Origin of the sequence: Rhodococcus sp. Leaf278 (genome assembly GCF_001426085.1) — a bacterium.
Lineage (GTDB): Bacteria > Actinomycetota > Actinomycetes > Mycobacteriales > Mycobacteriaceae > Rhodococcoides.
This window is the reverse complement of record NZ_LMRR01000011.1, coordinates 1-25,066: the sequence shown is the minus strand read 5'-3', so window position 1 is coordinate 25,066 and position 25,066 is coordinate 1. Positions and strand designations below refer to the sequence as shown.

Below are 25,066 nucleotides of genomic sequence, written 5' to 3'. Positions count from 1 at the left end.
TTCCTTCGATACATAGCTTGGTGAGTAATGGCTGAACAAGAGACAGACAAGATCCAGAGTGCGGACGGGACGGACTTCACGGTCGCGCAACTGCGGGATTGGCTACGCAACTGGGTTGCGGACGCGACCGGGCAACCCGCGTCGGCCATCTCGGACGACCGTCCGATGGAGGAGTTCGGTCTGTCCTCTCGCGATGCCGTCGCACTGAGCGGCGAGATCGAGGAGTTGGTGGGGGTCACGTTGACCGCCACCGTCGTCTACCAGCACCCCACCATCGCCTCGCTGGCCAAGATCATCATCGAGGGCGAGCCCGACGAGCCCGTCGGCACCGTCGACGATGCGTTCTACACCGGTGGCGGACAGTCGGGAGACGCCCACGACGTCGCGATCGTCGGCCTGTCGTCTCGCTTCCCCGGCACCGGGCACACTCCCGAGGAGATGTGGTCGCTACTCATCGAGGGCCGCGACGGCATCACCGATCTGCCCGACGGCCGCTGGCAGGAATTCACCTCCGATCCCGTCATCGCCGCAGCCGTGGCCGCGACGGTGACCAAGGGCGGTTACCTCGACGACGTCAAGACCTTCGACGCCGAGTTCTTCGCGATGTCGCCCAACGAGGTCGTCAACGTCGATCCGCAGCAGCGGCTCGCGCTGGAACTGACGTGGGAAGCGCTCGAGCACGCACACATTCCGGCCAGCTCGATCAAGGGCCGTCAGGTGGGTGTGTTCATCGGCAGCTCTTCCAACGACTACCAGCTGATCGCCGTCAGTGACCCGGCCGTGCACCCGTACGCACTCACCGGCACGTCCACCGCCATCGTGGCCAACCGGGTGTCGTACTTCTACGACTTCCGCGGGCCGTCGATCGCCGTCGACACCGCCTGCTCGTCCTCGCTGGTCGCCGTGCACCAGGCGGTGCGCAGTCTGCGTACCGGCGAATCCGATCTGGCCGTTGCCGGTGGCGTCAACATGCTGCTCGCACCGCCGATCACCGTCGGATTCGGCCAGACCGGTGTGCTGGCACCCGACGGCAAGATCAAGGCGTTCTCCTCCGACGCCAACGGCATGATCCGCTCCGAAGGTGGCGGACTCGTCGTGCTCAAGCGACTCGAAGACGCCGAACGCGACGGTGATCAGGTTCTCGCCGTCATCGCCGGATCTGCGATCAACCAGGACGGCCGCTCGAACGGTCTGCTGGCACCGAACCCGGATGCGCAGGCCGACGCACTGCGCTTCGCATACCGCGACGCCGGCATCAACCCGTCGGGCGTGGATTACATCGAAGCGCACGGCACCGGAACCATTCTGGGCGATCCCATCGAGGCCGATGCCCTCGGTCGCGTCGTGGGCCGAGGCCGCGACGCCGACAAGCCGGCCCTGCTGGGATCGGCGAAGACGAACTTCGGACACCTCGAATCTGCCGCAGGCGCAGCAGGATTGATCAAGGTCGTCCTCGCGATGCAGGCGAACAAGCTGCCCGCGTCGCTGAACTACGTGGGCCCCAACCCGTACATCGACTTCGACAAGGCCCACCTCAAGGTCATCCCGGAGGCCACCGACTGGCCGCGGTACACCGGCAAGGCCGTCGCAGGCGTCTCCGGTTTCGGCTTCGGCGGCACCAACGCGCACGTCGTCGTGCGCGAGTACGTACCCGGTGAGACCGATGGCGCGTTCGATCCTACTGCCGTGGACCCGGAGGCCGCTCTCGTCGAGGGCCTCACCGATGTGGCCGGTGAGGAATTGCCGATCGTTGCCGATCCCGAGCCTGTTGTGTCGGAGCCCATCGTGTCCGCGGTCGAGACGACCGATCCCGTAGCCGAGGCCGAGACCATCCTCGCCGAGACCGTTGTGTCCGATACCACTGTGTCCGATACTGAAGTCGGCCCGGAGACAGTCATTCTCGCCGTGTCTGCCGCTCTGCCGTCGCGCCGCAAGCGGGCCGCATCGGAGCTGGCCGACTGGCTCGAGACCGAAGAGGGCAGCACGACGCCTCTCGTCGACGTGGGCCGCACGCTGGCACGCCGTAACCACGGGCGTTCGCGCGCAGTGGTTCTCGCATCCACCACGGCCGAGGCGATCGCCGGATTGCGCGCCATCGCAGCAGGCAAGCCGGGCCCGGGAGTGTTCTCCGCGGATTCACCCGCGTCCAACGGTGCAGTGTGGGTGTTCTCCGGCTTCGGCTCGCAACACCGCAAGATGGCATCGCGGCTGTACCGAACCAACGCCGTGTTCGCCGCCGAGGTGGACAAGGTGGACGAGCTTCTCGTCGACGAAGCCGGCTACTCCATCCGCGAGATCATCCTCGACGACTCGCAGACCTACGAGTTCGAGAACTCCCAGGTCGCGATCTTCGTCATCCAGATCGCCTTGGCCGCAACGCTTCGCGCGCACGGTGCCGAACCGTCCGCCGTCATCGGACACTCGATGGGTGAGGTCGCAGCAGCCTACGTCGCCGGAGGCCTCAACCTCGAAGACGCCGTCCGCATCATCTACGCGCGCTCACGGCTGTTGGCCGAGGGTCAGGACGGCCTCGGAGCCGCCTCGCAGGGTGCCATGGCGCTGGTGGAGTACACCCCCGACGAGGTCAAGACCCTCACCGACCAGTTCCCGCATGTAGAGCCCTGCGTCTACGCCGCACCGACACACACCACGGTCGGCGGACCGCGCGCCGAGGTCGAGGCTCTCGTCGAGATGGCCGAAGCCGCAGGCAAAATGGCCCGCCTGCTCGACGTCAAGGGAGCCGGCCACACCGCGGCAGTCGATGTCCTGCTCGGCGAGCTGGCCGCCGAACTGGCCGGAATCGAACCGGGCAAGCTCACTGCCGGGGTCTACTCGTCGGTCGATCGTGAGGCGCACTATCGCGTCGGACATGCGGCGATTCATGGCGTCGACTACTGGACCAAGGGAATGCGGCATCCGGTCTGGTTCACCCAGGCCGTCAATGTTGCTGTGGGAGATGGGCATACAACGTTCATCGAGCTAGCGCCCAACCCGGTGGCGTTGATGTCCGTGGCCGCGACCGCATGGGCTGCGGGCGTCGCGGACTCGACCCTGATCCCGACTCTCAAGCGCAAAGAAGACGAGGCCGAGACGTTCCTGGCCGCGCTGGCGCAGCTGTACGTCCATGGACATGCGCTCGAGTTGGCAACGCTGTTCGAGTCCGGCCCGTACGCCGCCATCCCGCGAACTGCATACCTGCGCAAGGAGTTCTGGCTCAACTCGCAGGTCAGCTCGAGTGGCAACACGCGGGTGCCCGGTGCCCGCGTCGCACTGCCCGACGGCCGCCACGTCTGGGAAGTGCAGGCCTCGGCCGTCGCCGGATTCGATGCGCTCGTCACCGCTGCGGCTTCACAGGTGTTTTCCGATGTTGCCCTGGGTGTTTCGGTGTCCCATGCCGCTGTGCCGAAGGTGGGCACGGTCGTCACCACGCTGACCTCGCATCTCGGTGGCGCGTCGGTCCAGGTGCACGCTCACGAGGGGTCGGCCTTCACATTGCTGCACGAGGCCGTCGTCACCTCGGGAGATGTGCGTCCGGAACCTGTTGTTGCCGTGGAGGAGCGATCCTCGTCCCCGATGGAGGAGCTGCCGGAGGTCGTCGAGACGTTCGGCGATCGCTGGGATCCGAACGGCAATCAGAAGCTCGAAGATCGTCTGGCCATCATCGTCGCCGAGTCCATGGGCTACGCACCCGAGGACCTGCCGCCCGAGGTGCCGCTGATCGAACTGGGGCTGGATTCGCTCAGCGCGGTTCGCATCAAGAACCGCGTGGAATACGAATTCGACATTCCCACAGTGCAATTGCAGGCCGTGCGCGACGCGAACCTGCGCGAGGTGGAGAAGTACCTGCGCTACGCGATCGAGAACCGCGACGAGGTGCAGGCGCTGGCCGACAAGCAGGCAGCAGAGAAGGCGGCCGAACAGGCGGCAGAGCAGGCGGCTGTTGCGCCGGTGTCGGCCGAGCCTGCTCCCGTGGCCGCGGATGTTGCTCCCGTCGAGAAGCCTGCGCCGGCTGTTGCTGCCGCAGCGCAGACCGACCTCGGTGGCAAGGAAGCGTTCGCCGAAGCCGCTGGTTCGGACGTACCGCCGCGCGACAACGCCGAGCGGATGACATTCGCAACCTGGGCAGTGGTGACGAAGGAATCGGCCAAGGGAATCTTCAACACCCTGCCGATTCTCGACGACGAGACAGCCGAGAAGTTGGCTGCCCGACTGACCGAGCGCGCAGGCGGCGAGATCACCTTCGACGACGTCCTCGATTCGGAAACCATCGAGCAGCTCGCAGACAAGGTTCGCCCGCACCTCGAGGACGGCGAGATCGACGGTGTCGTGCGCAATCTCCGGGCTCGCCCCGAAGGCTCCACCGCCACACCGGTGTTCGCATTCCACTCGGCGGGTAGCTCCACGGTCGCGTACGAGCCGTTGCTGCGGAAGTTGCCGGCCGGCACGCCGATGTACGGCCTCGAGCGCGTCGAGGGTCCCATTGCCGTACGCGCCGCGGAGTACGTGCCGCTGATCAAGGCCATCCAGCCCGAGGGCCCGTACGTGTTCGTCGGTTGGTCGCTCGGCGGCATTCTCGCCTACGAGGTCGCGCGTCAGATGGAGGAGGAGGGTATCGAGGTCGCCTACGTGGGCCTGCTCGATACCGTCATGCCCGGCACCGCGATCCCGGACACCAAGGACGAGGTCCGCAAGCGCTGGGAGCGGTACGCAGCGTTCGCCAAGAAGACGTACAACGTCGACTACCCGATTCCCTACGACAAGTTGGTGGACTCCGACGACGAGGGTCAGATTCGGATCATCACCGACCTGGTCAAGCTCAGTGGCGCAAAGATTCCCGGCGGAATCATCGAGCACCAGCGCACGTCGTGGCTCGACAATCGAGCGATCCAGACGGCCGAGCTCAAGCAGTACGGCGGGCACGTGACGCTGTACATGGCCGACAAGTACCACGACGATGCGATCGCGCTCGAGCCTGCGTACGCCACCCGCGAAGAGCACGGTGGTTGGGGACCGGTGGTGAAGGACCTGGAGATCGTCTACGTCGGAGGCGATCACCTCGCGGTCGTCGACGAGCCGTACATTGGAAAAATTGCGGCCCATTTGTCGAAGACGCTCGAGAACATCGAGTCTGCAAGAACCGGAGCGTAGATCTTGAGTGGCACCACTGCGGAGAAGCTGGCCGAACTACGGGCGAGGCTCGAACTGGCCAAGGAACCGGCCGGCGAGATCGGGATAGCGAAGCGCGCGAAGAAGGGCATCCCCAGTGCCCGCGACCGCGTCAACTCGTTGCTCGATCCCGGCAGCTTCGTCGAGATCGGCGCATTGGTGAAGGCCCCCAACGATCCCGGTGCTCTCTACAGCGATGGCGTCGTCACCGGCCACGGAACCGTCGACGGCCGTCCGATCGCCGTGTTCTCGCACGACCAGACCGTGTTCGGCGGCACCGTCGGCGAGATGTTCGGCCGCAAGGTCGCCGGCATCATGGACTTCGCAATCAAGATGGGCTGCCCGGTCGTCGGCATCAACGACTCCGGTGGAGCTCGCGTGCAGGACGCCGTCACCTCCCTCGCGTGGTACGCCGAACTGGGTCGACGCCACGAAGCGCTGTCCGGTCTGTGCCCGCAGATCTCGTTGATCCTCGGTAAGTGCGCCGGTGGTGCGGTGTACGCGCCGATCAACACCGACATCGTCGTCGCCACCGAAGAGGCGTACATGTTCGTCACCGGACCGGACATCATCAAGTCCGTGACCGGCGAGGACGTCAGCCTCGACGACCTCGGTAGTGCCCGCGTCCAGGCCATCAACGGCAACGTGCACCACGTGGCTGCGGACGAGAAGGCCGCGCTCGACTGGATCCGTAACTACCTGAGCTACATGCCGTCGAGCTGCCAGGAAGAGTCGCCGGTGATCAATCCGGGACTCGAGCCGGAGATCACCGAATCCGATCGCAAGCTCGACTCGTTCATGCCCGACGCAGACAACGCCGGTTACGACATGCGCGACATCATCATGCGAATCTTCGACGACGGTGAATTCCACGAACTCTCGGGTCAAACTGCACCGAACGTGATCACCGGCTTCGCTCGCGTCGACGGTCGGCCGGTGGGAATCGTCGGCAATCAGCCGATGCACCTGTCCGGAGCGCTCGACGCCAAGGCAGCGGACAAAGCTGCCCGGTTCATTCGCCTCAGCGACGCTTACAACATTCCGATCATCTTCCTGGTCGACACACCCGGATTCCTACCCGGCGTCGATCAGGAGACGCTCGGCGTAATCCATCGCGGCGGTCGTTTCATTTTCTCCTTCGTCGAAGCCACGGTGCCGAAACTGACTGTGGTGATTCGTAAGTCGTACGGCGGTGGCTACGCGGTGATGGGCTCGAAGCAGCTCGGATCCGACATCAACCTCGCCTGGCCGACCGCCCGCATCGCCGTCATGGGTGCCGAGGGTGCCATCAACATCATGAGTCGCAAGCAACTCGCCGAGGCGGGCGAAAACGCACCGGCCCTGCGCAAGCAGCTGATCAACTTCTACAACGAGCATGTCGCAACCCCGTGGATTGCGGCCGAGCGCGGGTACATCGACGCCGTCATCGAGCCGTCGAGCACGCGCCTCGAGATTCGCAAGGCCCTGCACATTCTCCGAGACAAAGAAGTGCAGAAGAGTCCGCGGAAGCACTCGTTGCTCCCGATCTAGTCTGCCCCGGTCTCGGTCCGGTCGCTGCGCTCCCTTTGGCGTCAATGGACCACTGCACCGGTCAGACGTATGCAGTGGTTCATTCACGCAACCGCTGGGGCGGTGTCAATGAACCACTGCACCGGTCAGACGTGTCCGATGGTCATTCACCCGGTCGATTCGCGCGGAACCATCACCACATCCGGTCGAGGTCTGGCGAGAGCGTGTTGGTAATTCATCCGTAAGTCGTCGAGCACCTGTGTCGGCCGATCGCGGATGTCTTGAGGTGAATGGGAAACCACGATGAGTCCGTGGGCCTGCATTCGGTTGCGTCGGGCTTGTGTCCGCTGGTAGTCGGCCGGTGACAGATGGTGGGTCACGGAATCTACTTCACGTGCCAGTGCCACGGAGTCGATCCACCCGTCGGTGTTGGCGATGAACTCTCCGCTTCGGGCGTAGATGTCGCAGTTGTGCGTCATCGCAGGCAGCCCGCTGGTTCGGTACAGACGCTGGTCTTCGAGTTCCGCCACCGAGTGCGCGTTGTCCCGTAACTCGCGGAGTACTCGGCGGGTGAGCGCGCTGTAGCGACGCGGGCCTTCGGCCAGTTCGATGGCAACCTGATCGATGGTCACGCCGCCCCGCTGGAACACCTCGGTCAACAGGGCGACGCACCGTGCCTCGGATTTCGCTGCCCGTGTGGCGTCGACCAGTGAACGCACCAGAGGAGCAACTCGGATGCTGCCCTTGGTGATCGGCTTGGGAAGCCGCCACGTCCGCTCTGCTCGGACAAAAGACACCGATGCCCGACGCATCTCCGCGGGTAGCAGTAGATGAACCTCTCCGGCGGATCCGTTGGTGCCGTATCCGAACGAATCGAGTCCGACGCATCCGGTGATCATGCTGTTCGGTCCGCCGTATGCGAGCGCCGCGGCTGACCGCTCGAGCGTCGACGGATGGCCGTTTCGCAGCAGTACGACACCCGGCAGCAACCGCTGCCACGGACCGCCGGCTGCGCACCTGCCATCGATCGCTGCGTCACTCACGCCCGCCTCGCGAAGCTGCCGGCGCGTCACGACGCCGGTCGAGCTCAGGTCGAACAATGAATCTGCGTTCCATAATCGTCTCTTCATGTCCGAAGAGTGGAATTCGGCACCGACACGTTCGTCGCGTTGTGGCGCTGTCGCAGGTTGTGTGTGGATGAACGACCACTCTGTGGATGAATCGGCTGTTGCCAGTCTCGAGGCGGACGACGCTGTCGGACTCGGATGCTGAGGCCGGCCGACGGAGTCCGCGGGCGTGGCCCCCGGAAAGGTGAATGAACCATCTACGCGCTCAGACGTATGCAAGGGTCCATTGACCCACTCCAAGCTGAAGCGTGGATGGACCCTTGCACGGTCGAGACGTGTGCAAGGGTCCATTGACGCGGAGCGGGGGGCGGGCGGTCAGTCCTCGAACACTCGCAGTTCGCCGTCCTTGTACCAACCCGAACGCGTGGCTTCCCCGGTGTCGAGGTCGGCGGGCACAGCGTTGGGGTAGTACTGCTCGTAGCGCTCCAACGATCCCCAGTCCCTGGCCCAGTCGTTCTTCAGATAGGTGGGGACGGTGACGGGCTTGGCGAGCAGTTCGGACCAGCCCAGTGGGCCGCCGTTCTCGCCGGATTGCCAGGTGTCGGTGGAGCTGACGGCCAGTGGGCGGTCGGGGAGGATGCGGTATCCGGGCACTTCGGCGACGCCGTAGCGGTGGTCGAAGGGTCGTTGGCACGGGAATTGCAGCCCGACGGCCCAGTCGAGCAGAACGGGCTGCTCACTGCCGATCATGGTGTTCAGGTTGTCCATCACCGGTACTCGCGGCGGGGTGAACGCGAGCCACTGGTCGCCGGTGAGGTTGGGGTCGTTGGCGACGATACGGACGGCGTCGGCATCGGGTGCGATGTCTGCCAACGGGATTCGGAGGTTGCGCCACGACGGTGCAGGTCCGATGTCGCGGGGCAGGTAGGTGCCTTGTGCCTGGACGGTTCCGTCGGGCTGACGCTTGCCGTATTCGAGCAGCAGTGACTGTCCGTAGGTCAGGGCTCCGGTGTCGTCGTACGACCAGATGCGGCCGGCTGCGGAGAAGACGACGAGGGGAGCGTCGTCGCTGCGAGCGGGCAGTTGGTACCAGCTCGACGTCGCCTCCGCGGGTTCCTGGATGCCTTCCTGGTACGAGCCGAGTACCGGGGTGGTGGCAGGGTCGAGACCGAAGGGCAGAGCTGCGTTCGAGCCGTTGACGCCTACGGCTCCGGTGCCACCTGCGGTGCCGGAACTTTGGCCTTCCTCGAATGCGGGGCCGACGGCCTGTTGGTCGGTGTTGCCTTGTCCTGGTTTGACTTCCACGGCATCGGCACTGAGGTCACTGGGAATGCCGTTGGCGGTGAAGTTGCGCAGGGTGGAGCTCGATCCGCCGAGCGGGCCTGCGGTGGCATCGAACTCGCCCGGCAAGGGGCTGAGTATGCCGGCGTTGGGGTTGGACTCCACGAGAACATCGTTGGCGAGTCCGCACGAATTGCCCAGTATCGATTGCACATTCGAGCGTGCGAGCGAATAGGCGGGGTACTGCGAGACGGCGCCCTTGACGAGCGAGAGCACCTCGAACAGCACCATGATCCCGGCGATGACGGTCAACGGTGCGGCAGCGAACTTTCGGATGCGTTGACCACGAGCCGACGTCGGCTTCGGTTGTGGCGGTGCGTATCCCTCGCGCAGGTACTGGAACGCCGCGATCGCAAGAACCAGGCCGAAGAGGATCAGGAACAGCGTGCCCGATTCGTTGCCACCGAGCGACACCGTCTTGTCGAACCACGGCACGCCGTAGCTCGAGACGTACCAGTAGCCGTTGATGCCCGAGAACGACAGTGCGAGAACGAACATCAGCCCGGCCGCGAACAACGAGCGGTTGCGCCGCGAACGCAGCGCGCTCGCCGAGACGGCCACGGCTGTCAATGCAGCGAGCCCACCGGCGATTCCGGCGTAGGAACCGAAGTGGTGAGTCCACTTGGTGGGGTTGAACATCATGAAGAAGATGGTGCCGAGCACGACGCCGAGCAGACGCCAGGCCGGCCCGTTGGCAATGCCGGGGATGCGACGACGACGCAGCAGTACGAACAGCGTCGTGAACAGGCACAGGATCATTGCCAGGAACGCGAAGCGGCGCGCGACGGAGCCGTCCACGGTCTGGACGAAGAGGTAGTAGTACCGCAGGAAGTCCTGGTACCAGGCCTCGTTGGGGCCGATGATGGTCCGCACTCGGGTGGACTCGATGACTGTTGCGTACGTCTGGTCGGCGAAGACCACAACGAGGACGAGCACACCGGCCGCGGCCAACGGTGCCAGCAGGGCGAGGGTGCCGACCTGGCGGTGACGCCTGACGACGATCCGCGCGATGGGCCGTGCACCCGCGAGAAGTGCTGCCACACACATCAATCCGGTGGGAGCCGCGGCGAGGGTGAAGGCTCCGATGAGACATGCTGCGGCGGCAGGAAGTAGTCGGCCGGTGGCGATCGATCGCTCCACCGAGCACCAGGTGAGCAGTGCGCCGAGGGCGACGATCGGTTCGGGGCGCAGTCCGTTGTTGTACGGGAGCCAGAAGGCGAGGAACACCAGTCCGCCGGTCCACAGCGCGACGTTGGACTTGCGTACCGCGCGTCCGAGACGCGGAACTACCTCGCGGCTGATCACCATCCAGCACAGGACTCCGGCGATGAGGGCGGGCAGGCGCATCCACGGGCTGGCGGTCGAGATCTTGGCGAAGACGGCGAGCACGTCGTAGTACCAGCCGAACGGTGCTTCGGGTACCCCGAACCAGCGGAAGTAGTTGGCCATGTAGCCGGAGTGATCTGCGGCCCGGGCCATCGTGAGCAGGTAGCCGTCGTCGGAGGTGTTGGCACCGACGAAATGCCACCCCACCAGAACGCCGAGGACGGTGACGTCGACGCCGGTGAACTTCCACCAGTGGGAGGGAAAGAAGCGGCGGTGCGCGCGGCGGTCGGTGCCGTCGAGTCGTCCGAGTGCGCCTATGGCCAACAAAGTGCACGCGATCGCCAGGATCATGATCAACAACTTGAGCACCGTCGGTGACGACGAGAAGCGGGAGTCGACGTCGACGGTGACAGACATGTCTGCGGGTGCCGCGCCGCTGAGATCACTGAAGATGCCGACGACCTGGGGCCGCAGATCGCCGTCGAGCCGGCCTTGCCGGGGCTGGCCGTCGTCGTCGGTCAGGCCGGTGAAGGCCGCCGATGTGTACTGGTCGTTCGAGGTGATTTCGATGGCCGCGCAGCGAGTGCTCTCGACGTCGGCGCGAGGTGCCGTCGCGACCACGACATTGCGATCGAGGACGTCGACGTTCGATTCACCGACGCGGACGAACAAACTGTTCAGCGCCGCGCCCTCGCCCTGTGGGGGTGCCGTCGCCAGTAGCAGCCCGCCCGACGCGGGGAGTGCGGCGACAGCAGAGCACGGCAAGGTCGCAGTGAGGCTTACGGGTGCCTGGGACACCAGTGGGGCGTCCACGTCTTGCAGGAGCCCGTTCTGCGGCCACGAAATGGTGGCGGTGGTCTGCGTGACAGGCGCGAACGGAGTGATCAGTGCGAACAGCACCCCGAGGATGCCGGCCACCATGGCGATCAGCCGGGGAACTCGTACCTGAGCACGAAGTTCGTCCGAGGCTCGCAGTGGAGCGGGGACGGGGGGACCAGCTGATGAATCTGTCACGACGTCGGGCACGAGAGTCGATGTTATGCGAGCGTGACGTAGAGGTCACACAGGCACCGGCCCCGTAACCGATCCAGAAACAGGGAATCAGTCGGTTTTCATCGGTCCGTCGCTGGACAGTCCGGACCGCGACTGCTGGTCGACGGTGATCCGAGCGGTCGCAGCGGCCGGATCGAGTGGCATGAATCTCTCGATCGAGCCCCAATCCCGGGCGTAGTCGTCGGCGAGATACGACGGCAGCGTCTGCGCCCCGAGGAGCAGCTCGGTCCAGCCCAGTGGGCCACCGCCGATCGAGTCCTGCCAGGCGTTGGTGGATTCGGCCCCGGTGCGGTCGGGCAGAATCCGGTACTCGGGCACCTCGGCGACGCCGTCCCGATGATCGAACGGTCGCTGGCACGGGAACGCCAATCCGACGGCCCAGTCCAGCAGCACCGGATCGGTCGATCCGACGAGCGAGTTCAGCGTCTGTGTCTTCGGGACCCGCGGCGGAGTGACGGCGAGCCACTGATTGCCGGCCAGATCGTTGTCCTCGGCGACGATGCGAACGACGTCTGCCTCGGCCGGTAGATCGCTCATCGGGACCCGCAGATTGCGCCACGACGGCGACGGGCCGATATCGAGAGGCGTGACGCGGCCCAGCGCCTGTGTGTCGCTACCGTCGCGGCGTCCGTATTCGAGTTCGACGGGTTGGCCCGGAGTGACGATGCCGTCCCCGTCGACCGATCGGATTCGGCCTGCAGCGGCAATGGCGATCAGGTCGCCGCGGTCACCGTCTTCGGGCAGCGAATACCAACCCGAGGTCAGGGACGCAGGCTCGGTGGCACCGAAGCTACCCAGTACCGGAGTGGTCGCAGGATTCAAGCCGAATGGCAAAGCGACTGTGCTGCCGTTGATTCCGACGTTCTCGTTGGTACCGCCCGACGTACCCGCAGAGTTCGACGACGTTGCCGCCGCGCTCTGTTCCGAGTCCTCGGGCCGGATCGAGTTGGCGCTGCCCTGCGCGGTGTCCTCGGAATCTGCGGTCAGATCCTGCGCGACGCCGTCGGGTGTGAATCCGGTACTCCCGCCTGCACCCAGTGCGTCGGCTGCGGGGTCGATCGGTTGTAGAACCGAGCCGTTGACGTCGGTCTCCACCTGCACGTCGCCGGCGAGTCCGCACGAGTTTCCGGCGAGAGCCGAGAAGTTCGATCGAGCAATGGAGTACGCCGGGTATTGCGCCACAGCGCCTTTGACGAACGAGAGCACCTCGAAGGCGACGACACCGCCGGCGACGATGGTCAGTGCGGACGGTGCGAATCGTCGACGCGTAGTGGGTTCCTTTTTACGATAGGGCAATCGGACGTGTTGGTAGGCGGCGTAGAGCAGCGTCAGAACCGTCAGACCGAGCAGGATCGTCGAAAAGCCCTTACCGGCAATGGACGGCGGCTTGTCGAACCACGGAATGCCGTAACTCGACACGTACCACCAACCGTTGGAGCTGGTGAACGCGACCGCAGTCAGAAACAGAACAGCGGCGGTGAACAGCGTTCTGTTGCGCGGGGACCGCACGGTCGCCGAAGTCACGGCCACCGCCGCCAGCGCGGCCAGCGACGCGGCGAGACCGGCGTACACACCGAAGTGGTGCGTCCACTTGGTGGGGGTGAACATCATGAAAGCCAATGCGCCCAAGATGATTCCGAGTATCCGACGCGACGGCCCGGTGGCCGTACCGGGGATGCGTCCGTTCTTGCGGAGCATCACCGCGATGCACACGACGATGCACAGCAGCATCGCGAACATGCCGAATCTTCGGGCGAGCGAGCCGTCGGGCGAGATGGTCATCAGTGCGTCCCAGCGCACGCGTTCTTCGAACCACGGCACGTTCGGTCCGATGGCCGAGCGCACTCGGGTCGCTTCGAGCACAGTGCTCAGAGTCTGGTCGGCGAAGATCGCGATCAACACCGCCAGTCCCGACGCCATCAGCGGGGCGAGAACGGCGAGCAGGCCCACTTGACGAGCCCGCTTGACCACGATCATCAACAGTGGGCGCAGCCCGGCAAGCAGAGCGGCGACGGCGATCAGTCCAGTGGGTCCGGCGGCGAGCGAGAACGCTGCGATCAGGGTGCCGATCGCGGCCGGGAGCAGTCGCCCGGTGGCAATGGCGCGCTCGACCGAGCACCACGTCAACAAGGCTCCGAGGGCGATGACCGGTTCCGGGCGTAGTCCGTTGTCGTAGGGCAGCCAGAAGGCGAGGAACACGAATCCCGCGGTCCACAGCGCGACGCGATTGGTGAGCACCGCGCGGCCGAGGCGGGGGATGACCTCGCGGCTGATGACCAGCCAGCACAGCAGCGCTGCGATGGTGGCGGGCAGGCGCATCCAGATGCTGGCGGTGCTGACCTTGGCGAGGGCGGCCAGCATGTCGTAGTAGGGCATGCCGAACGGTGCTTCCGGGACGCCGAACCAGCGGAAATAGTTGGCCATGTAGCCGGCGTTCTCGGAGACGCGGGCCATGTTGAGCAGGTAACCGTCGTCGGAGGTGTTCGCGCCGATGAAGTGCCACAGAACGAGCACACCCACCACAACGGCGTCGACCCCCGTGACGGACTTCCAGCGGGAGGGCAAGAATCGCCGGTGGCGTCGCCCGTCCATGCCGTCGATCCGATGCAGTGCGAAGAGCGAGGCGATCACGGCGAGTGCGCCGACGATCATCGCCAGCAATTTGAACGTCGTCGGAGCCGAGGAGTAGCGCGAGTCGATGTCCGCGCGCACAGTGAGACCGTCGATCGGTGCGGTGAGGTCGGTGTAGATGCCGACTACCTGGGGCCGGATGTCTCCGTCCACGGTGTTCGCCTCGCCGTCGAGGTCGACGACCGTGCGGACGGCGTTCGACGACACTGTCAGCGCGCAGTTGCCGCTCAGCTCGTCGAGGGGTGCCTCGGCAAGAACACGATCACGCAGCAGCACTTGCAGTCGGCCGTCGTCGACTCGCACGATCAATGCCTTCTGCTCGGTCTTCGCAGCCGCGATCGGTGCGGTGGAGACCAGCGTGCCGCCGTCGGTGAGAGCAGTGGCCGCGCTGCACGGAACGGTTGCCTCGAGGTCGACGGGCGAGTAGCTCACCAACGGGGCGTTCACGCTGCCGAACGAGTTCTGCGGCCACGAGAGAGCAGCGACGTCCTGCTGAACCGGTAACAGGGGAGTCGCGATGGCCAGAACCGCACCGATGATGCCGGTGATGATCGCTACCAGCCGGGCGGTCTTGAGGTTCGGAGCGGTCTCGGGCACGCCGACGATGCTATTGGACGAGCGTCCGCACATCCCACACCCACACGCCACCGGTGTATTGCGGCTGGACACCGAGCAGTTCGGTGACGGTGGCGCGCAGTGCAACGGTCCGCTTGCTCGGCGGCAGGACGACGACGTCCGCCTCCCAGAACGTCAGATCCTCGACGGCCTGCGCGCGTTGATCGTCGGTTATCTTCGGGACGGTGCCTTGGTCGTACACCGAGCCCAGCAACAGTGCCGTCGGCCGGTCGACTGCTCCGTACTTGGCAACCTTCTCTTCTTGATCGCTCGGCCCGACGAAGTACCCTGCTGCCAGCTTGAAGCCCATGTCGGCGTCCATCTGCCAGCGCAGCGGACGGGCGTCCTCGGGCCGGGGCAGGGGCACGGTGACAACGGAACCGTCGTCGACGAAGTTCTCCCATTCGCCGTCGGCGAAGAACTCCGGCGTCGGAGATTTGTCGACGGCGACCAGCGGAGTCGGGATCAGCGGAACGAGCGCGAGGGCGAGTCCGGCTATCCAGAACGCAGGTAGTGGACGCAGCCCGTTCCGGAACGTCCGATCGGTGGCCAGCACGAGCAGCAATGCCAGCGCAGGTACCGCGCCCAACGCGAAGCGGGTTTCGAGGACGGACTCGACGAGGGGATACTCGGCGAGCTTCGTCCACGGCAGGGTGATGCCGGTGTCGTTCTTGCCGATCATCAGAGTCGCGCCGAGCGAGAGCACGCTCATGACGACGGCGGTCGCCGCGGCGGCACGAGCGCAGGCGACGCGCCACATCCACAATGCCGCGACCAGGCACAGAACCAGCAGCGGCCACCCGAAGTACGCGTTTTCCTCGGTGGCGTTGATGCGGACGTTCTGACCCGGAGTCGCGACGCCGCCGATCGATTGCGTCGGGAACTGGAACAGGGCCTTTGCGTCGTTGCCCATCGGTCCGTGCTCGAGGAAGGAATACGATTGCGGCCCGAAGAACTGCCACCACAGCGGAAGCGCAACGATCGCCAGCGCGATACTCGCGGAGACAGCGAGCCGGGGCACCGCATTGCGGACGGCGGGCCAGAGAGAACGTGGCCGCGACACGTAGTAGACGACGGCGAAGATGGCGAACGACATCGCGAAGATCAGCAGCGGCTCTTCGCCGAGCAGGATCTGCAGCGCGACGATCAGGCCGAGCCCGACGGTGTTCTTGGTGGTTCCGCCGCCGTGGGCGATGCGGATGACCAGCATCGCGATGACCGGGAGCAGGAACAGCACCACGAAGTTGGGGTGGCCGTTGGCGTGGGAAATCGCGCCGGGAGCGAAGCCGCACAGTGCACCGCCCATCGCAGCTGCGCCCTTAGAGGCGTTGAGCTGGCGCGAGAACAGCCAGTACCAGGCGAAGGAAGTCCCGGCGAGGCCGGCGGTGAGGGCGATCGCCCAGGTGACCGTCGGTCCGAACAGCAACGTGATCGGAGCCAGTGGAATCGAGATGCCGAACATCGCGGTGTTCGCCATCAAATTCACCCCGAGGGGGTAATTCTGCAGGTCACTCGACAGCGGGTTGTCCAGATGCGCGACGGCATGGGCGGCGACAGAGAAGAACCACTCCCACATCGTCTGGTCCTGGCCACTGTTGTAGAGGTAGCCGCCACTCAGATTGCGCCACTGACCCTGCAGGACGTACGCCGCGGCCACAAGGAATCCCACCGCCGCAACAGCGTCACCGCGTCCGACGCCGGAGTGTCGAGCCGGTGCCGTGATCGGCTGCCGCTCGAGAACGCTCTGGTCGTGGGTGGTCATCGCGTCGAGATTACAGAAAGATCACGGTGAGCGAAAACCTGAACGACCTGGGTCACACCTGCACCGGAACCGGTCTGAGTACGTTGGTGGTGCTCGGACTTACTGGGTCGGGACAGGCGGGGGACCAACTCTCATGGAATCGTTGCACTTCATCGGCAAGAACACTCTTCGGTGGACCGAGCAGCCCGATCCGACCGTCGATGGCCCCGCGGAGGCCATCGTCCATCCTCTTGCCTCGACCACCTGCGATCTCGATCGCGCGATCGTCGGCGGTGTAGTCGATTTCGGCACCGACTACCCGATCGGCCACGAGTGCGTCGCCGAGGTGATCTCCGTGGGTTCGGGCGTCCGCACCATCGCACCGGGTGACGTGTGCGTCGTGCCCTGGCACATCAACTGCGGTACCTGTGGCAACTGCCGGTTGGGGCTGAGCGCAGCCTGCACCGCCTATCCTGGACTGTCCGGTTACGGGGCACCGATCGCAGGCACGTTCGGCGGACTGTTCTCCGAGCTCGTGCGGGTGCCGTTCGCCGATGGGATGCTCACGAAGCTACCCCCGGGAGTCGATCCGGTTCGGGCGGCGAGCTGTGGAGACAACCTCACCGACGCCTACGTGGCCGTGTGGCGCGGACTGTCCACCCGGCCCGGTACGTCGGTTCTCGTCGTCAACAGCCTGTCCAGCCTCGGCTCGTTCGCTGTGCAGCACGCCATTGCGCTGGGCGCGGGCAGCGTGACACTCGTCGACGCCGACGAGCAGCGACGCGAACACGCTCGATCGCTCGGCGCGCAGGTCTTCCCCACCATCGATGCGGCCCGCCATCACAGTAGGTTTCCGGTGGTCATCGGTGCATCACCGCATCCGAAACTGCTCGCCGAGGCCATCCGGTGTGTGGCTCCGGGCGGACATCTGTCGAACGTGGCCATGATTTTCGGTAACGCCTCACTACCGCTGTGGGACATGTATCAACGCGACATGACGCTGTCGACGGGCTTCGTCAGCGTCACGCCCCACCTCGAGGCGGTACTCGGGCTGTTGGAAGGCGACCGCATCCATCCTGAGCAGGTCTCCACCACCCATGCCTGGGCAGATGCCCCCGAGGTGCTGCTCGGACCTCACGCGAAGCCCGTCCTCGTGGCACCGCGCGCTACTGCTGTGTAGCGGCAACCGCTGGGTCAGTTCAGCGGCGAGAAGTCGAGCGGTATCCACAGTTCCGACGTCGCCTCTTTGATGTGCTCCGGGCCGCCCGGCGGCGGCCACATGCCGTCGGCGACGAGTCCGGCACGGATGGCGAGCCGCTCGTCCATGGAATCGAACGGCCATATCTGGATGATTCGATCGGGGCCGTCCATCGCGTACATGACCACGGCGATGGGATCGATCTCGTGGCGGCCGGGCAACACCTGACGCCACCCGTCGATCGACGGCGGTAGGCCGCCGGGTATCAGGTGGTAGTCGCGGGTCTCGTAGACCGTGCCGTAGTGGCCGGGCCGGATAGCGGGCATGAACGGGAACGGCGCGTAGGTGGTCATCGACAGGTCCGTCAGATGCGGCCCGGCACCGAAAGCTCGCCCACTTCGGCGGGCCCGGTCTCGTTCCACGGCCACTTCCGCGGAGTCGACGAACGCGCGTAGAACATGCGCTCGGCCCAGCACTCCGTGCTCGCTGCGCCACGCGCCCATCAGAGTTCCGGCTGCGTCTGCCGACTCGACCCACGGCCTGATTCCGGCAATCGCTTGCTCGGTGTCAGGCAGCCGGAACGACAACGTCGCCAGCTCGTACCGACGAGCCTGATCACTCGGCGACACGTCGTCGCCGGTGATGTCGGGGGCCTTGTCGTACTCGGTGCTCATCGGTCCACCTTTCCAGCTCGCGCGAGAGCGTCGAGCGTCGTGTCCAGCGCAGTTGCCAGGGCCTGCGTGTCGCCGGTGACCCGGCTCAACAGCAGGCCTCCTTGGACTGCGGACAGCATTGTCACGCTCCATGATTCGACATCGACATCATCGCGAAGTACGCCGCATTCGACCAACCGGTCGAGTGCGGCACCGATCGCCTGTTGCCAGCGTCGAAAGCCCTCACCGCCGGCGCGGCGGGCCCAGTCCTCACCGGCGAGTTCTGTGGTCAGTACTCCCAAGGGGCAGCCGAATCCCCCCGCGGCGCCGGCGACCACGTCGTCGCGCCACCCGCGCAATCCGGCGAAGTCCGTGACCGACGCGAGCGACGCGACCTGGGAGGCGACGATCTGCTCCGCCCAACGGTCCAGCACTGCCCTGGTCAGCGCGTCCTTGTCGGTGAAGTAGTGATAGATCTGCGACGAACTCACACCGGCGTCGGCACGCACCGCCGGCATCGCCGTGCCGGCAACACCCTTGCGGTGCATGATCTCGGCTGCGGAACCCACGATGCGGTCGCGGGTCGCTCGACCCTTCGCCGTCGAGACTCCGTCGTCCGTCATGATGCGACCCTCCGATCAGATTGGATTTGACGATCCAATTCTAGCGCGCAGAATGGATCGAGAAATCCAAAAACGAAGGGACGTCGACATGATCACGATCACCGGGGCGACGGGCAACGTAGGAACCGAAGCTGTCCGCCTTCTGGCTGCTGCTGGGAAACCCGTCCGCGGGTTCGCGCGCCGCTCACCGACACACACCACCGAAGGCGTGGACATGATGACCGGTGACCTCGACGACCCGCTTGCCGTCGCGAAGGCCGTCGAGGGCGCATCGACCGTCATCCTCGTGAGCCCCGCAGTGCCTCGGCAGGAGATGGCCGTGATCGACGCCGCCGTCGCGGCCGGCGTCGGCCACCTGGTCAAGATCTCCAGCAAGGCGTCGCCGCACTCACCTGTCGACCGGCGTCGCGGGCAGGCAGTCATCGAGGCACACTTACGCGAGTCCGGCCTGCCCTGGACGCTGGTGCGAGCCAACGCCTACATGCAGAACATTGTGGCGTTCGCCCCGTCGGTACGGGCAGATCGGGAGATCGTCATGTCCGCCGGCGACGGTGAGGTCGGCATGATCGACGCCCACGATGTCGCAGCCGTCGTCGCCGTCATCGCTCGGAACCCGGCCGCCCACATCGGCCGCACGTATTGGCCCACCGGTCCGGCGCTCCTGACCTACGACGATGTCGCCGACGCGTTGTCCGACATCGTGGGACAACCGGTCACTCACCGCAGCGTCGACACCGCCGCGCACCTGCGGTCGATGTTGGCCGCGGGTCTTCCCGAGCAGGTAGCCCAGTCGAACGCCGACGCCTTCCGACTCATCGGCGACGGCGACGCGGCGTGGATCACCGACGACGTCGAGGTGCTGACCGGTTCGAAGCCTCGCACCGTGCGGGACTTCCTTTCCCGAAACAGGGCGGCATTCGTCTGACGAGTCCCCGCCGACTACCCCGTGCGCACCACCAGCGCGAAGGGCCCGATATCGGTGACGGTGAAGCGTGGATCCTCGAACAGTGCTTCGGGGAAGGTGACGGTGTAGCGGCGCACATTGGGGTCGTTGGGGTAGACGTCCTCGGCCAATCGCAGTGTGTAGCCGTCGGCTCCGCGTCGGAACAAGAAGGCGTCCGGTGCGCGCCACTGGCTGGTGTTCAACGCATCGATCAACTGATCCGGTGTCTCGAGCTCGGTCCACTGCTCGATGGCAGCGGCTCGCTGATCGAACTGCGCCAGCGGGTTGGCGTAATGCGAGGTCAACCCTTGGAAACCGAAGTACGGGTAGTAGCTGAGGAAGGACGTGTCTGCGGTCAATACGACGGTCTCGTCGCGCGGGCGTTGGGTCTGCTCGGTCAAGGTCTCGTCGACCTCGCGGTAGTACGAGACCGCGCTCGCTGGACGCATGTCGGCGCGGTTACCGTCACCGTCGGTGTCGGAGTACGCGACGGTGATCTCGGTTTGCAGCACCTGGGGAATGTTCTGCGCGAAGGCCATTGCGCCGACGGTCGCCACCACGACGGCCGCGACCCGGAACTTCGGTGGCTCGTTGATGGCCTGGTAGATCGCGTGACTGCCTTCGAGAAATCCGAAAACGCCTGCGCTGCCCAGCAATACGATCAGCACCGCTTCGAGGCGGAACGAGAGCAGGGTGGTGCCCGCCGCCGTGACGGCCATGGACAACAGCGTCCACAGGTAGATCGAGGCGACGCCCACGCCGAATGCCTGCGCTCGACGCGAGGAGGAGAATCGCACTGCCAGCCATACCGTGCCGATCAGGCACAGTGCACCCGACATGGAGAACTCGAACATCGGGAAGGGAAGCGTTGCACCGGCTTCGGGAAGGTAGTGCAGAGCCGTGCCCGATGTCGACGGCGCGCCGCGCAGGAAGTCGACCAGGTACGGCAGCCACACGGTCGCAGCGATGACGCCGGAGATGGCAGCGATTGCGGCGACCTTGACCGCGATGGGCATCAGTGCGCGCCAGGCTTTGCGCTCGCGATAGGCCAGAACGCCGGCGAACAGCGCCATGAGTACGACGGTGAACGCGGCCAGGCCGAGGTAGAGGGTGTAGAACGTCGCGGCCAGTCCGAGGAAGAGGCCGGTGCCGAGCACTGCACCCCACCCGCCGGCGCGCCCCCCACTCGGGATCAATGTCCCTTTCTTGCACTCTGACTTACTGGATGCCACATTCATCCCGGTGGGCCGGTGCAACGCACCCCACGCCAGCAGCAATGCCGGGGCGAACAGCAGCACGATGACAGCGCTGTAGGCCTCGGGGGAGGCGTAGGCAACCACCAAAGCGGTCGTGACAGCACTGACGGCGACGGCCCAGTCGCTGCGGATCAGGGCCTTCCACAGTACGAAGGCCACCACCGATGTGACGGCTAGCAGCCCAATTGCGTATGGCTTGAATACTTCCCAGCCGTCCATACCCAGGATGTTGCCGACGCGTCCGCCGACCCAGAACCATCCGGCCGGGTAGAACGGTGGGATGTCCGCGTACGTCATGTCGCGCAGCGACGCCGAATCGGTGAGCCGTGTCAGGTATTCGGTGCGGAACTCCTGGTCGACCGAGATGCCGAACAGGTACAGCTTGGTTGCCGCCAAGGGCATGCCGAGGGTGACGGTGACGAAGCCGGACAGACCGACCCACGCCGAGAGTCGAGCGATCCACGGCCACTTGTGGATTCGGTACAGGTAGATCGACGTGGCGAACAGCGCCGCAGCTACTACCTGGCCCAGGGTCGTCAGAGCGCGAGTGACGTTGGACGAGTTGAACGCCGGCCACTGAACCAGTGAGAAGGCGTACAACCCGACCGCAGCCACGACGACTGCGACGAGGATTCCGGCAACTGTTTCTCCGACGGCGGACGCAGTTCTGCGCGCCGGCGCAACCCCGACAGTCATGCAGTTAGATGGGCAGCTTGCGGAAGATCGGGCGCGGAACGTGCCGCAGCACCATCATCACCAGACGCCACGGTGCGGGAGTCCAGATGAGCGGAGTGCCCTTGCGCGACGCGTTGACCGCGAGCTTGGCGATGACCTCCTTGTCGACGGTCATCGGGGCTTCCTTTACGTGCGCGCTGAACTTGGTGCGCACCATGCCCGGACGAACGACGGTGACGCGAGGTCCGAACTCGCGCAACGCTTCTCCGAGCCCGAGGTAGAACCCGTCGAGTCCGGCCTTGGTGGAGCCGTAGACGAAGTTGGAGCGGCGAACCCGCTCACCGGCCACCGAGGACATGACGATGATGCGGCCGTAGGCCTGCGCCTTCATCTTCTCGCCGAGCAGCACGCCGACCGAGACGGAAGCGGTGTAGTTGATGTTCGCGGCGAGGACGGCCTTGCGCTGGTCCTGCCAGAGCTGCTCGGCATCGAAGTCGACGGCGAAGGCAACGATGGCGACGTCGACGTCACCCTTGGCCCAGGCCGCGTCGATCACCTTCGGGTGTGACGCGGTATCGAGAGCATCGAAGTCGATGACGTCGACCGACTTTGCGCCCTTGGCGGTCAGCTGTGCGACGGCACCGTCACGGAGCGGGTCGTTCGGCAGCGCAGCGAGGATGACACGTGCCGGAGACTTCGACAGGTACTCCTCGGTGATCGCGAGACCGATCTCGCTGGTGCCACCCAGAACCAGAATCGTCTGTGGGTTACCTACGGCGTCAATCGTCACAGCAGTTCCAGCCTTCTAGCCATATCGGAGGCGAAAACGCCTGTGGGGTCTACAGATCGGCGGACCTTGATCCACTCGTCGATCCGCGGGTACATCGAATGAAACGTCTCGGCGTCGGTGCGCGAATCCTTCGCGGTGTACAGACGGCCACCGAACTCCAGCACGCGCTTGTCGAGTTCGCGGACGAACTCGTTCAGGCCCGGCTTGATCGGGAAGTCGACGCAGATGTTCCAGCCAGGAATCGGAAAGCTCAGTGGTGCTTTGTTTCCGGGACCGAACAGCTTGAAGACGTTGAGGAACGAGTAGTGCCCGGACCGCTGTATGTCGACGATGATCTTCTTGAACTCGTCGACGGCCTCGGGCGGCACCACGAACTGGTACTGCAGGAATCCCTTGGAGCCGTAAGCACGGTTCCACTCACCGAACATGTCGAGGGGGTGATAGAACGCAGTCAGACTCTGGATCTTGTTCCGATAGTTGCCGGCCTTGCGATACCAGGCTTCGCCGACCGCGGAGAACGTGAACTTGTTCGCCAGACCGTTCGGGAAGATGTCCGGAAACGTCACCAGGGGCTTCGCGTTGAAGCGCAGCGGATCCTTCTGCAACTTTTCGGGCAGCTGATCCAGACGCGCCAACGATCCACGTGACAACGCCGCGCGGCCGAGCTTGGGGGGCGGCGCAACCGCGTCGAACCAGGCACTCGAGTAGTCGTAGTTGTTCTCGCTGCCGTCACTGTGCAGCGCGATGGTCTCGTCGAGGGTGCTGGTGACGTCACCGTCGGCGATGAAGTATGCCGTCTCGGTGGGTGTCATCTCGATGGTCGCGCGCAGGATGATGCCGGTCAGGCCGTTGCCGCCGACCGTGGCCCAGAACAGCTTGGCGTTCTTGCCCGACGGTGTCAGGTGGCGGATCTGACCATCCGCGGTGAGCAGTTCCATCGAGCGGACGTGGTTGCCGAAGCTGCCCGCGCTGTGATGGTTCTTGCCGTGGATGTCGGTGCCGATCGCGCCGCCGATCGTGACCTGTCGCGTTCCCGGCAGCACCGGTACCCACAGGCCGAACGGCAGCGCAGCGCGCATCAGCTGATCGAGGTTGACCCCACCGTCGACGTCGACGATGCGCGTCGACGCGTCGATGCTGTGAATGCCGTTGAGGGCATTCATGTCGATGACGAGGCCGCCGGAGTTCTGCGCGTTGTCACCGTAGGAGCGGCCGAGGCCGCGGGCGATGACGCCGCGTCGTAGGTAGGACGGCTTGGAGTCGTTCTGCTCGGCGACCTGCTTGACCGCGCTGGAGATGAGCTCGGGGTCGGAGGTCGAGAGCACTTCTCCGGTGGAGGGCGCGGTGCGGCCCCAACCGGTGAGTGTGCGGGTCTGCGTGGGTAGCGGCGCAGTGTTCCCGGCCTGTGGTTCCAGGGGGAAGAGTGCGTCGTCGGCTGTCGTGGACATCGCTCAAGAGGGTACCCGCACCGCGGCAGCGGCTAGTGTCAGTCCTCGTGTCCACCCCCGACCGCTACGCAGAAGAAGGCTCCACGGGCGACGACTGGTCGCCCGAGGACGAAGAGTTGCAGCATCACGTTCCGCTGCCCGTCGAGCTGCCGCTGACCGAGAACATCGCCGACGCGGCCCTCGATCTCAAGACGCAGGTGCTGCGATTCTTGGCGACGGGTGTGCTGTCGGCGATCGTGGATCAGGGCGTCAACCTGATCCTGCATTTCGTGTTCGGTGTCGGGGTGACCCTGGCCAAGGCCATCGGCTTCGTACTCGGAACCACCACCGCGTACCTGATCAACCGTCGCTGGACGTTCAACGCAGCGCCGTCACGTGCCCGGTTCCTCGCCGTCGTCGCGCTCTACGGCGTCACCTTCGCCGTCCAGGTCGGCATCTACACCTGGCTCTACCAGGCTCTTCCCGACGGATTCTGGTACGCCAACGTGGCCTTCGTCGTCGCGCAGGGCACGGCGACGGTCATCAACTTCCTCGTTCAGCGCTTCGTGATCTTCAAGATTCGCTAGCTCCCCCTCGTGCGCGTTTTGCGTAGCCAGACCTACGCAAAACGCGCACGAGGGGAGGGTGCCGGCCTGGTCGGTTCCGCAAACGCGAGCGCGATTGCCATACGCGCGCAGGTTTGTCAGCGATTCCACTCGCGTTCGACGAATGCGCTCGCGTTTGCGCCGGATCGCCAGTCGCACACACAACGAGTTACCGGAAGATGGGCAGGTTTCCGGCTTCGAGAGCTTCGGCGAGGGTGGGGGCGGCTTTGTCCTTGTCGGAGAGCTCGTAGGTCAGGGGTGTGCCGTCGCGGGCGGTGGTGGGCCAGTCGATGCCCAGGGCGGGGTCGAGGGGGTTGATGTCGCGGTCCAAGGCCGGGGTGTATTCCAACGAGCACAGGTACATGACGGTGGAGTTGTCTTCCAGCGACAGGATGGCGTGGCCGAGTCCTTCGGAGAGGAACACTGCTTTGCGGTCGATGTCATCGA

General features: G+C 65.3%; 15 protein-coding genes. 5 read left to right on the top strand and 10 right to left on the bottom strand.

The genetic code is table 11. The annotated features are described in order from the left end of the window. Positions 1 to 27 precede the first annotated feature (27 nt). Both pks13 and ASG84_RS12140 read left to right on the top strand, forming a co-directional pair. Positions 28 to 5,148, top strand: a complete 5,121-nt coding sequence (pks13, locus tag ASG84_RS12145; protein WP_057477294.1) for a polyketide synthase Pks13 — start codon at positions 28 to 30, stop codon at positions 5,146 to 5,148. Between the two features lie 3 nt (positions 5,149 to 5,151). Continuing rightward, positions 5,152 to 6,696, top strand: coding sequence for an acyl-CoA carboxylase subunit beta (locus ASG84_RS12140; protein ID WP_057477293.1), 1,545 nt, complete (start codon positions 5,152 to 5,154; stop codon positions 6,694 to 6,696). Between the two features lie 146 nt (positions 6,697 to 6,842). Here ASG84_RS12140 and ASG84_RS12135 read toward each other — a convergent pair whose 3' ends face one another. The 4 genes from ASG84_RS12135 to ASG84_RS12120 form a co-directional block, all read right to left on the bottom strand. After that, on the bottom strand, positions 6,843 to 7,805 hold the full coding sequence (locus ASG84_RS12135) for a hypothetical protein (RefSeq protein ID WP_057477292.1): 963 nt from the start codon (positions 7,803 to 7,805) through the stop codon (positions 6,843 to 6,845). 312 nt (positions 7,806 to 8,117) lie between these two features. Further along, complete coding sequence (locus ASG84_RS12130; protein ID WP_057477291.1) at positions 8,118 to 11,435, bottom strand: arabinosyltransferase domain-containing protein; 3,318 nt, start codon at positions 11,433 to 11,435, stop codon at positions 8,118 to 8,120. Between the two features lie 75 nt (positions 11,436 to 11,510). Next, positions 11,511 to 14,723: an arabinosyltransferase domain-containing protein gene (locus tag ASG84_RS12125; RefSeq protein WP_057477290.1), complete on the bottom strand. Its 3,213-nt coding sequence runs from the start codon at positions 14,721 to 14,723 to the stop codon at positions 11,511 to 11,513. Beyond that, positions 14,701 to 16,470, bottom strand: coding sequence for a hypothetical protein (locus ASG84_RS12120; protein ID WP_057477289.1), 1,770 nt, complete (start codon positions 16,468 to 16,470; stop codon positions 14,701 to 14,703). Before ASG84_RS12120 ends, ASG84_RS12125 begins: the two co-directional genes overlap by 23 nt. A 133-nt stretch (positions 16,471 to 16,603) precedes the next feature. On the opposite strand from ASG84_RS12120, the gene ASG84_RS12115 reads away from it, so the two are divergent. Then, the gene (locus ASG84_RS12115) at positions 16,604 to 17,629 is read left to right on the top strand and encodes a zinc-dependent alcohol dehydrogenase (protein WP_057477288.1); all 1,026 of its coding nucleotides are present in this window, start codon (positions 16,604 to 16,606) and stop codon (positions 17,627 to 17,629) included. Between the two features lie 14 nt (positions 17,630 to 17,643). Here ASG84_RS12115 and ASG84_RS12110 read toward each other — a convergent pair whose 3' ends face one another. Together ASG84_RS12110 and ASG84_RS12105 are read right to left on the bottom strand one after the other, a co-directional pair. Further along, positions 17,644 to 18,321: an NIPSNAP family protein gene (locus ASG84_RS12110; RefSeq protein ID WP_057477287.1), complete on the bottom strand. Its 678-nt coding sequence runs from the start codon at positions 18,319 to 18,321 to the stop codon at positions 17,644 to 17,646. Then, on the bottom strand, positions 18,318 to 18,923 hold the full coding sequence (locus ASG84_RS12105; protein ID WP_057477286.1) for a TetR/AcrR family transcriptional regulator: 606 nt from the start codon (positions 18,921 to 18,923) through the stop codon (positions 18,318 to 18,320). The genes ASG84_RS12110 and ASG84_RS12105 overlap by 4 nt, the downstream gene beginning before the upstream one ends. Before the next feature lie 88 nt (positions 18,924 to 19,011). Here ASG84_RS12105 and ASG84_RS12100 point away from each other — a divergent pair, with 88 nt between their 5' ends. Beyond that, complete coding sequence (locus tag ASG84_RS12100; protein ID WP_057477285.1) at positions 19,012 to 19,848, top strand: NmrA family NAD(P)-binding protein; 837 nt, start codon at positions 19,012 to 19,014, stop codon at positions 19,846 to 19,848. A 14-nt stretch (positions 19,849 to 19,862) separates the two neighbouring features. Here the strand turns inward: ASG84_RS12100 and ASG84_RS12095 are convergent, their stop codons facing one another. The 3 genes from ASG84_RS12095 to ASG84_RS12085 are packed head-to-tail and all read right to left on the bottom strand — an operon-like array spanning position 19,863 to position 24,035. Further along, positions 19,863 to 21,818 (bottom strand): galactan 5-O-arabinofuranosyltransferase, encoded by a 1,956-nt coding sequence (locus ASG84_RS12095; protein ID WP_057477284.1) that lies wholly within the window; start codon positions 21,816 to 21,818, stop codon positions 19,863 to 19,865. 4 nt (positions 21,819 to 21,822) lie between these two features. After that, complete coding sequence (locus ASG84_RS12090) at positions 21,823 to 22,587, bottom strand: decaprenylphospho-beta-D-erythro-pentofuranosid-2-ulose 2-reductase (protein WP_057477283.1); 765 nt, start codon at positions 22,585 to 22,587, stop codon at positions 21,823 to 21,825. Further along, positions 22,584 to 24,035 (bottom strand): FAD-binding oxidoreductase, encoded by a 1,452-nt coding sequence (locus ASG84_RS12085; RefSeq protein WP_057477282.1) that lies wholly within the window; start codon positions 24,033 to 24,035, stop codon positions 22,584 to 22,586. Before ASG84_RS12085 ends, ASG84_RS12090 begins: the two co-directional genes overlap by 4 nt. A 47-nt stretch (positions 24,036 to 24,082) precedes the next feature. On the opposite strand from ASG84_RS12085, the gene ASG84_RS12080 reads away from it, so the two are divergent. Further along, positions 24,083 to 24,601, top strand: coding sequence for a GtrA family protein (locus ASG84_RS12080; protein ID WP_082520957.1), 519 nt, complete (start codon positions 24,083 to 24,085; stop codon positions 24,599 to 24,601). A gap of 187 nt (positions 24,602 to 24,788) precedes the next feature. Here ASG84_RS12080 and ASG84_RS12075 read toward each other — a convergent pair. Then, positions 24,789 to 25,066 (bottom strand): dTDP-4-dehydrorhamnose 3,5-epimerase family protein (locus ASG84_RS12075; protein ID WP_162248332.1); only part of this gene is annotated, 278 nt, incomplete at its 5' end.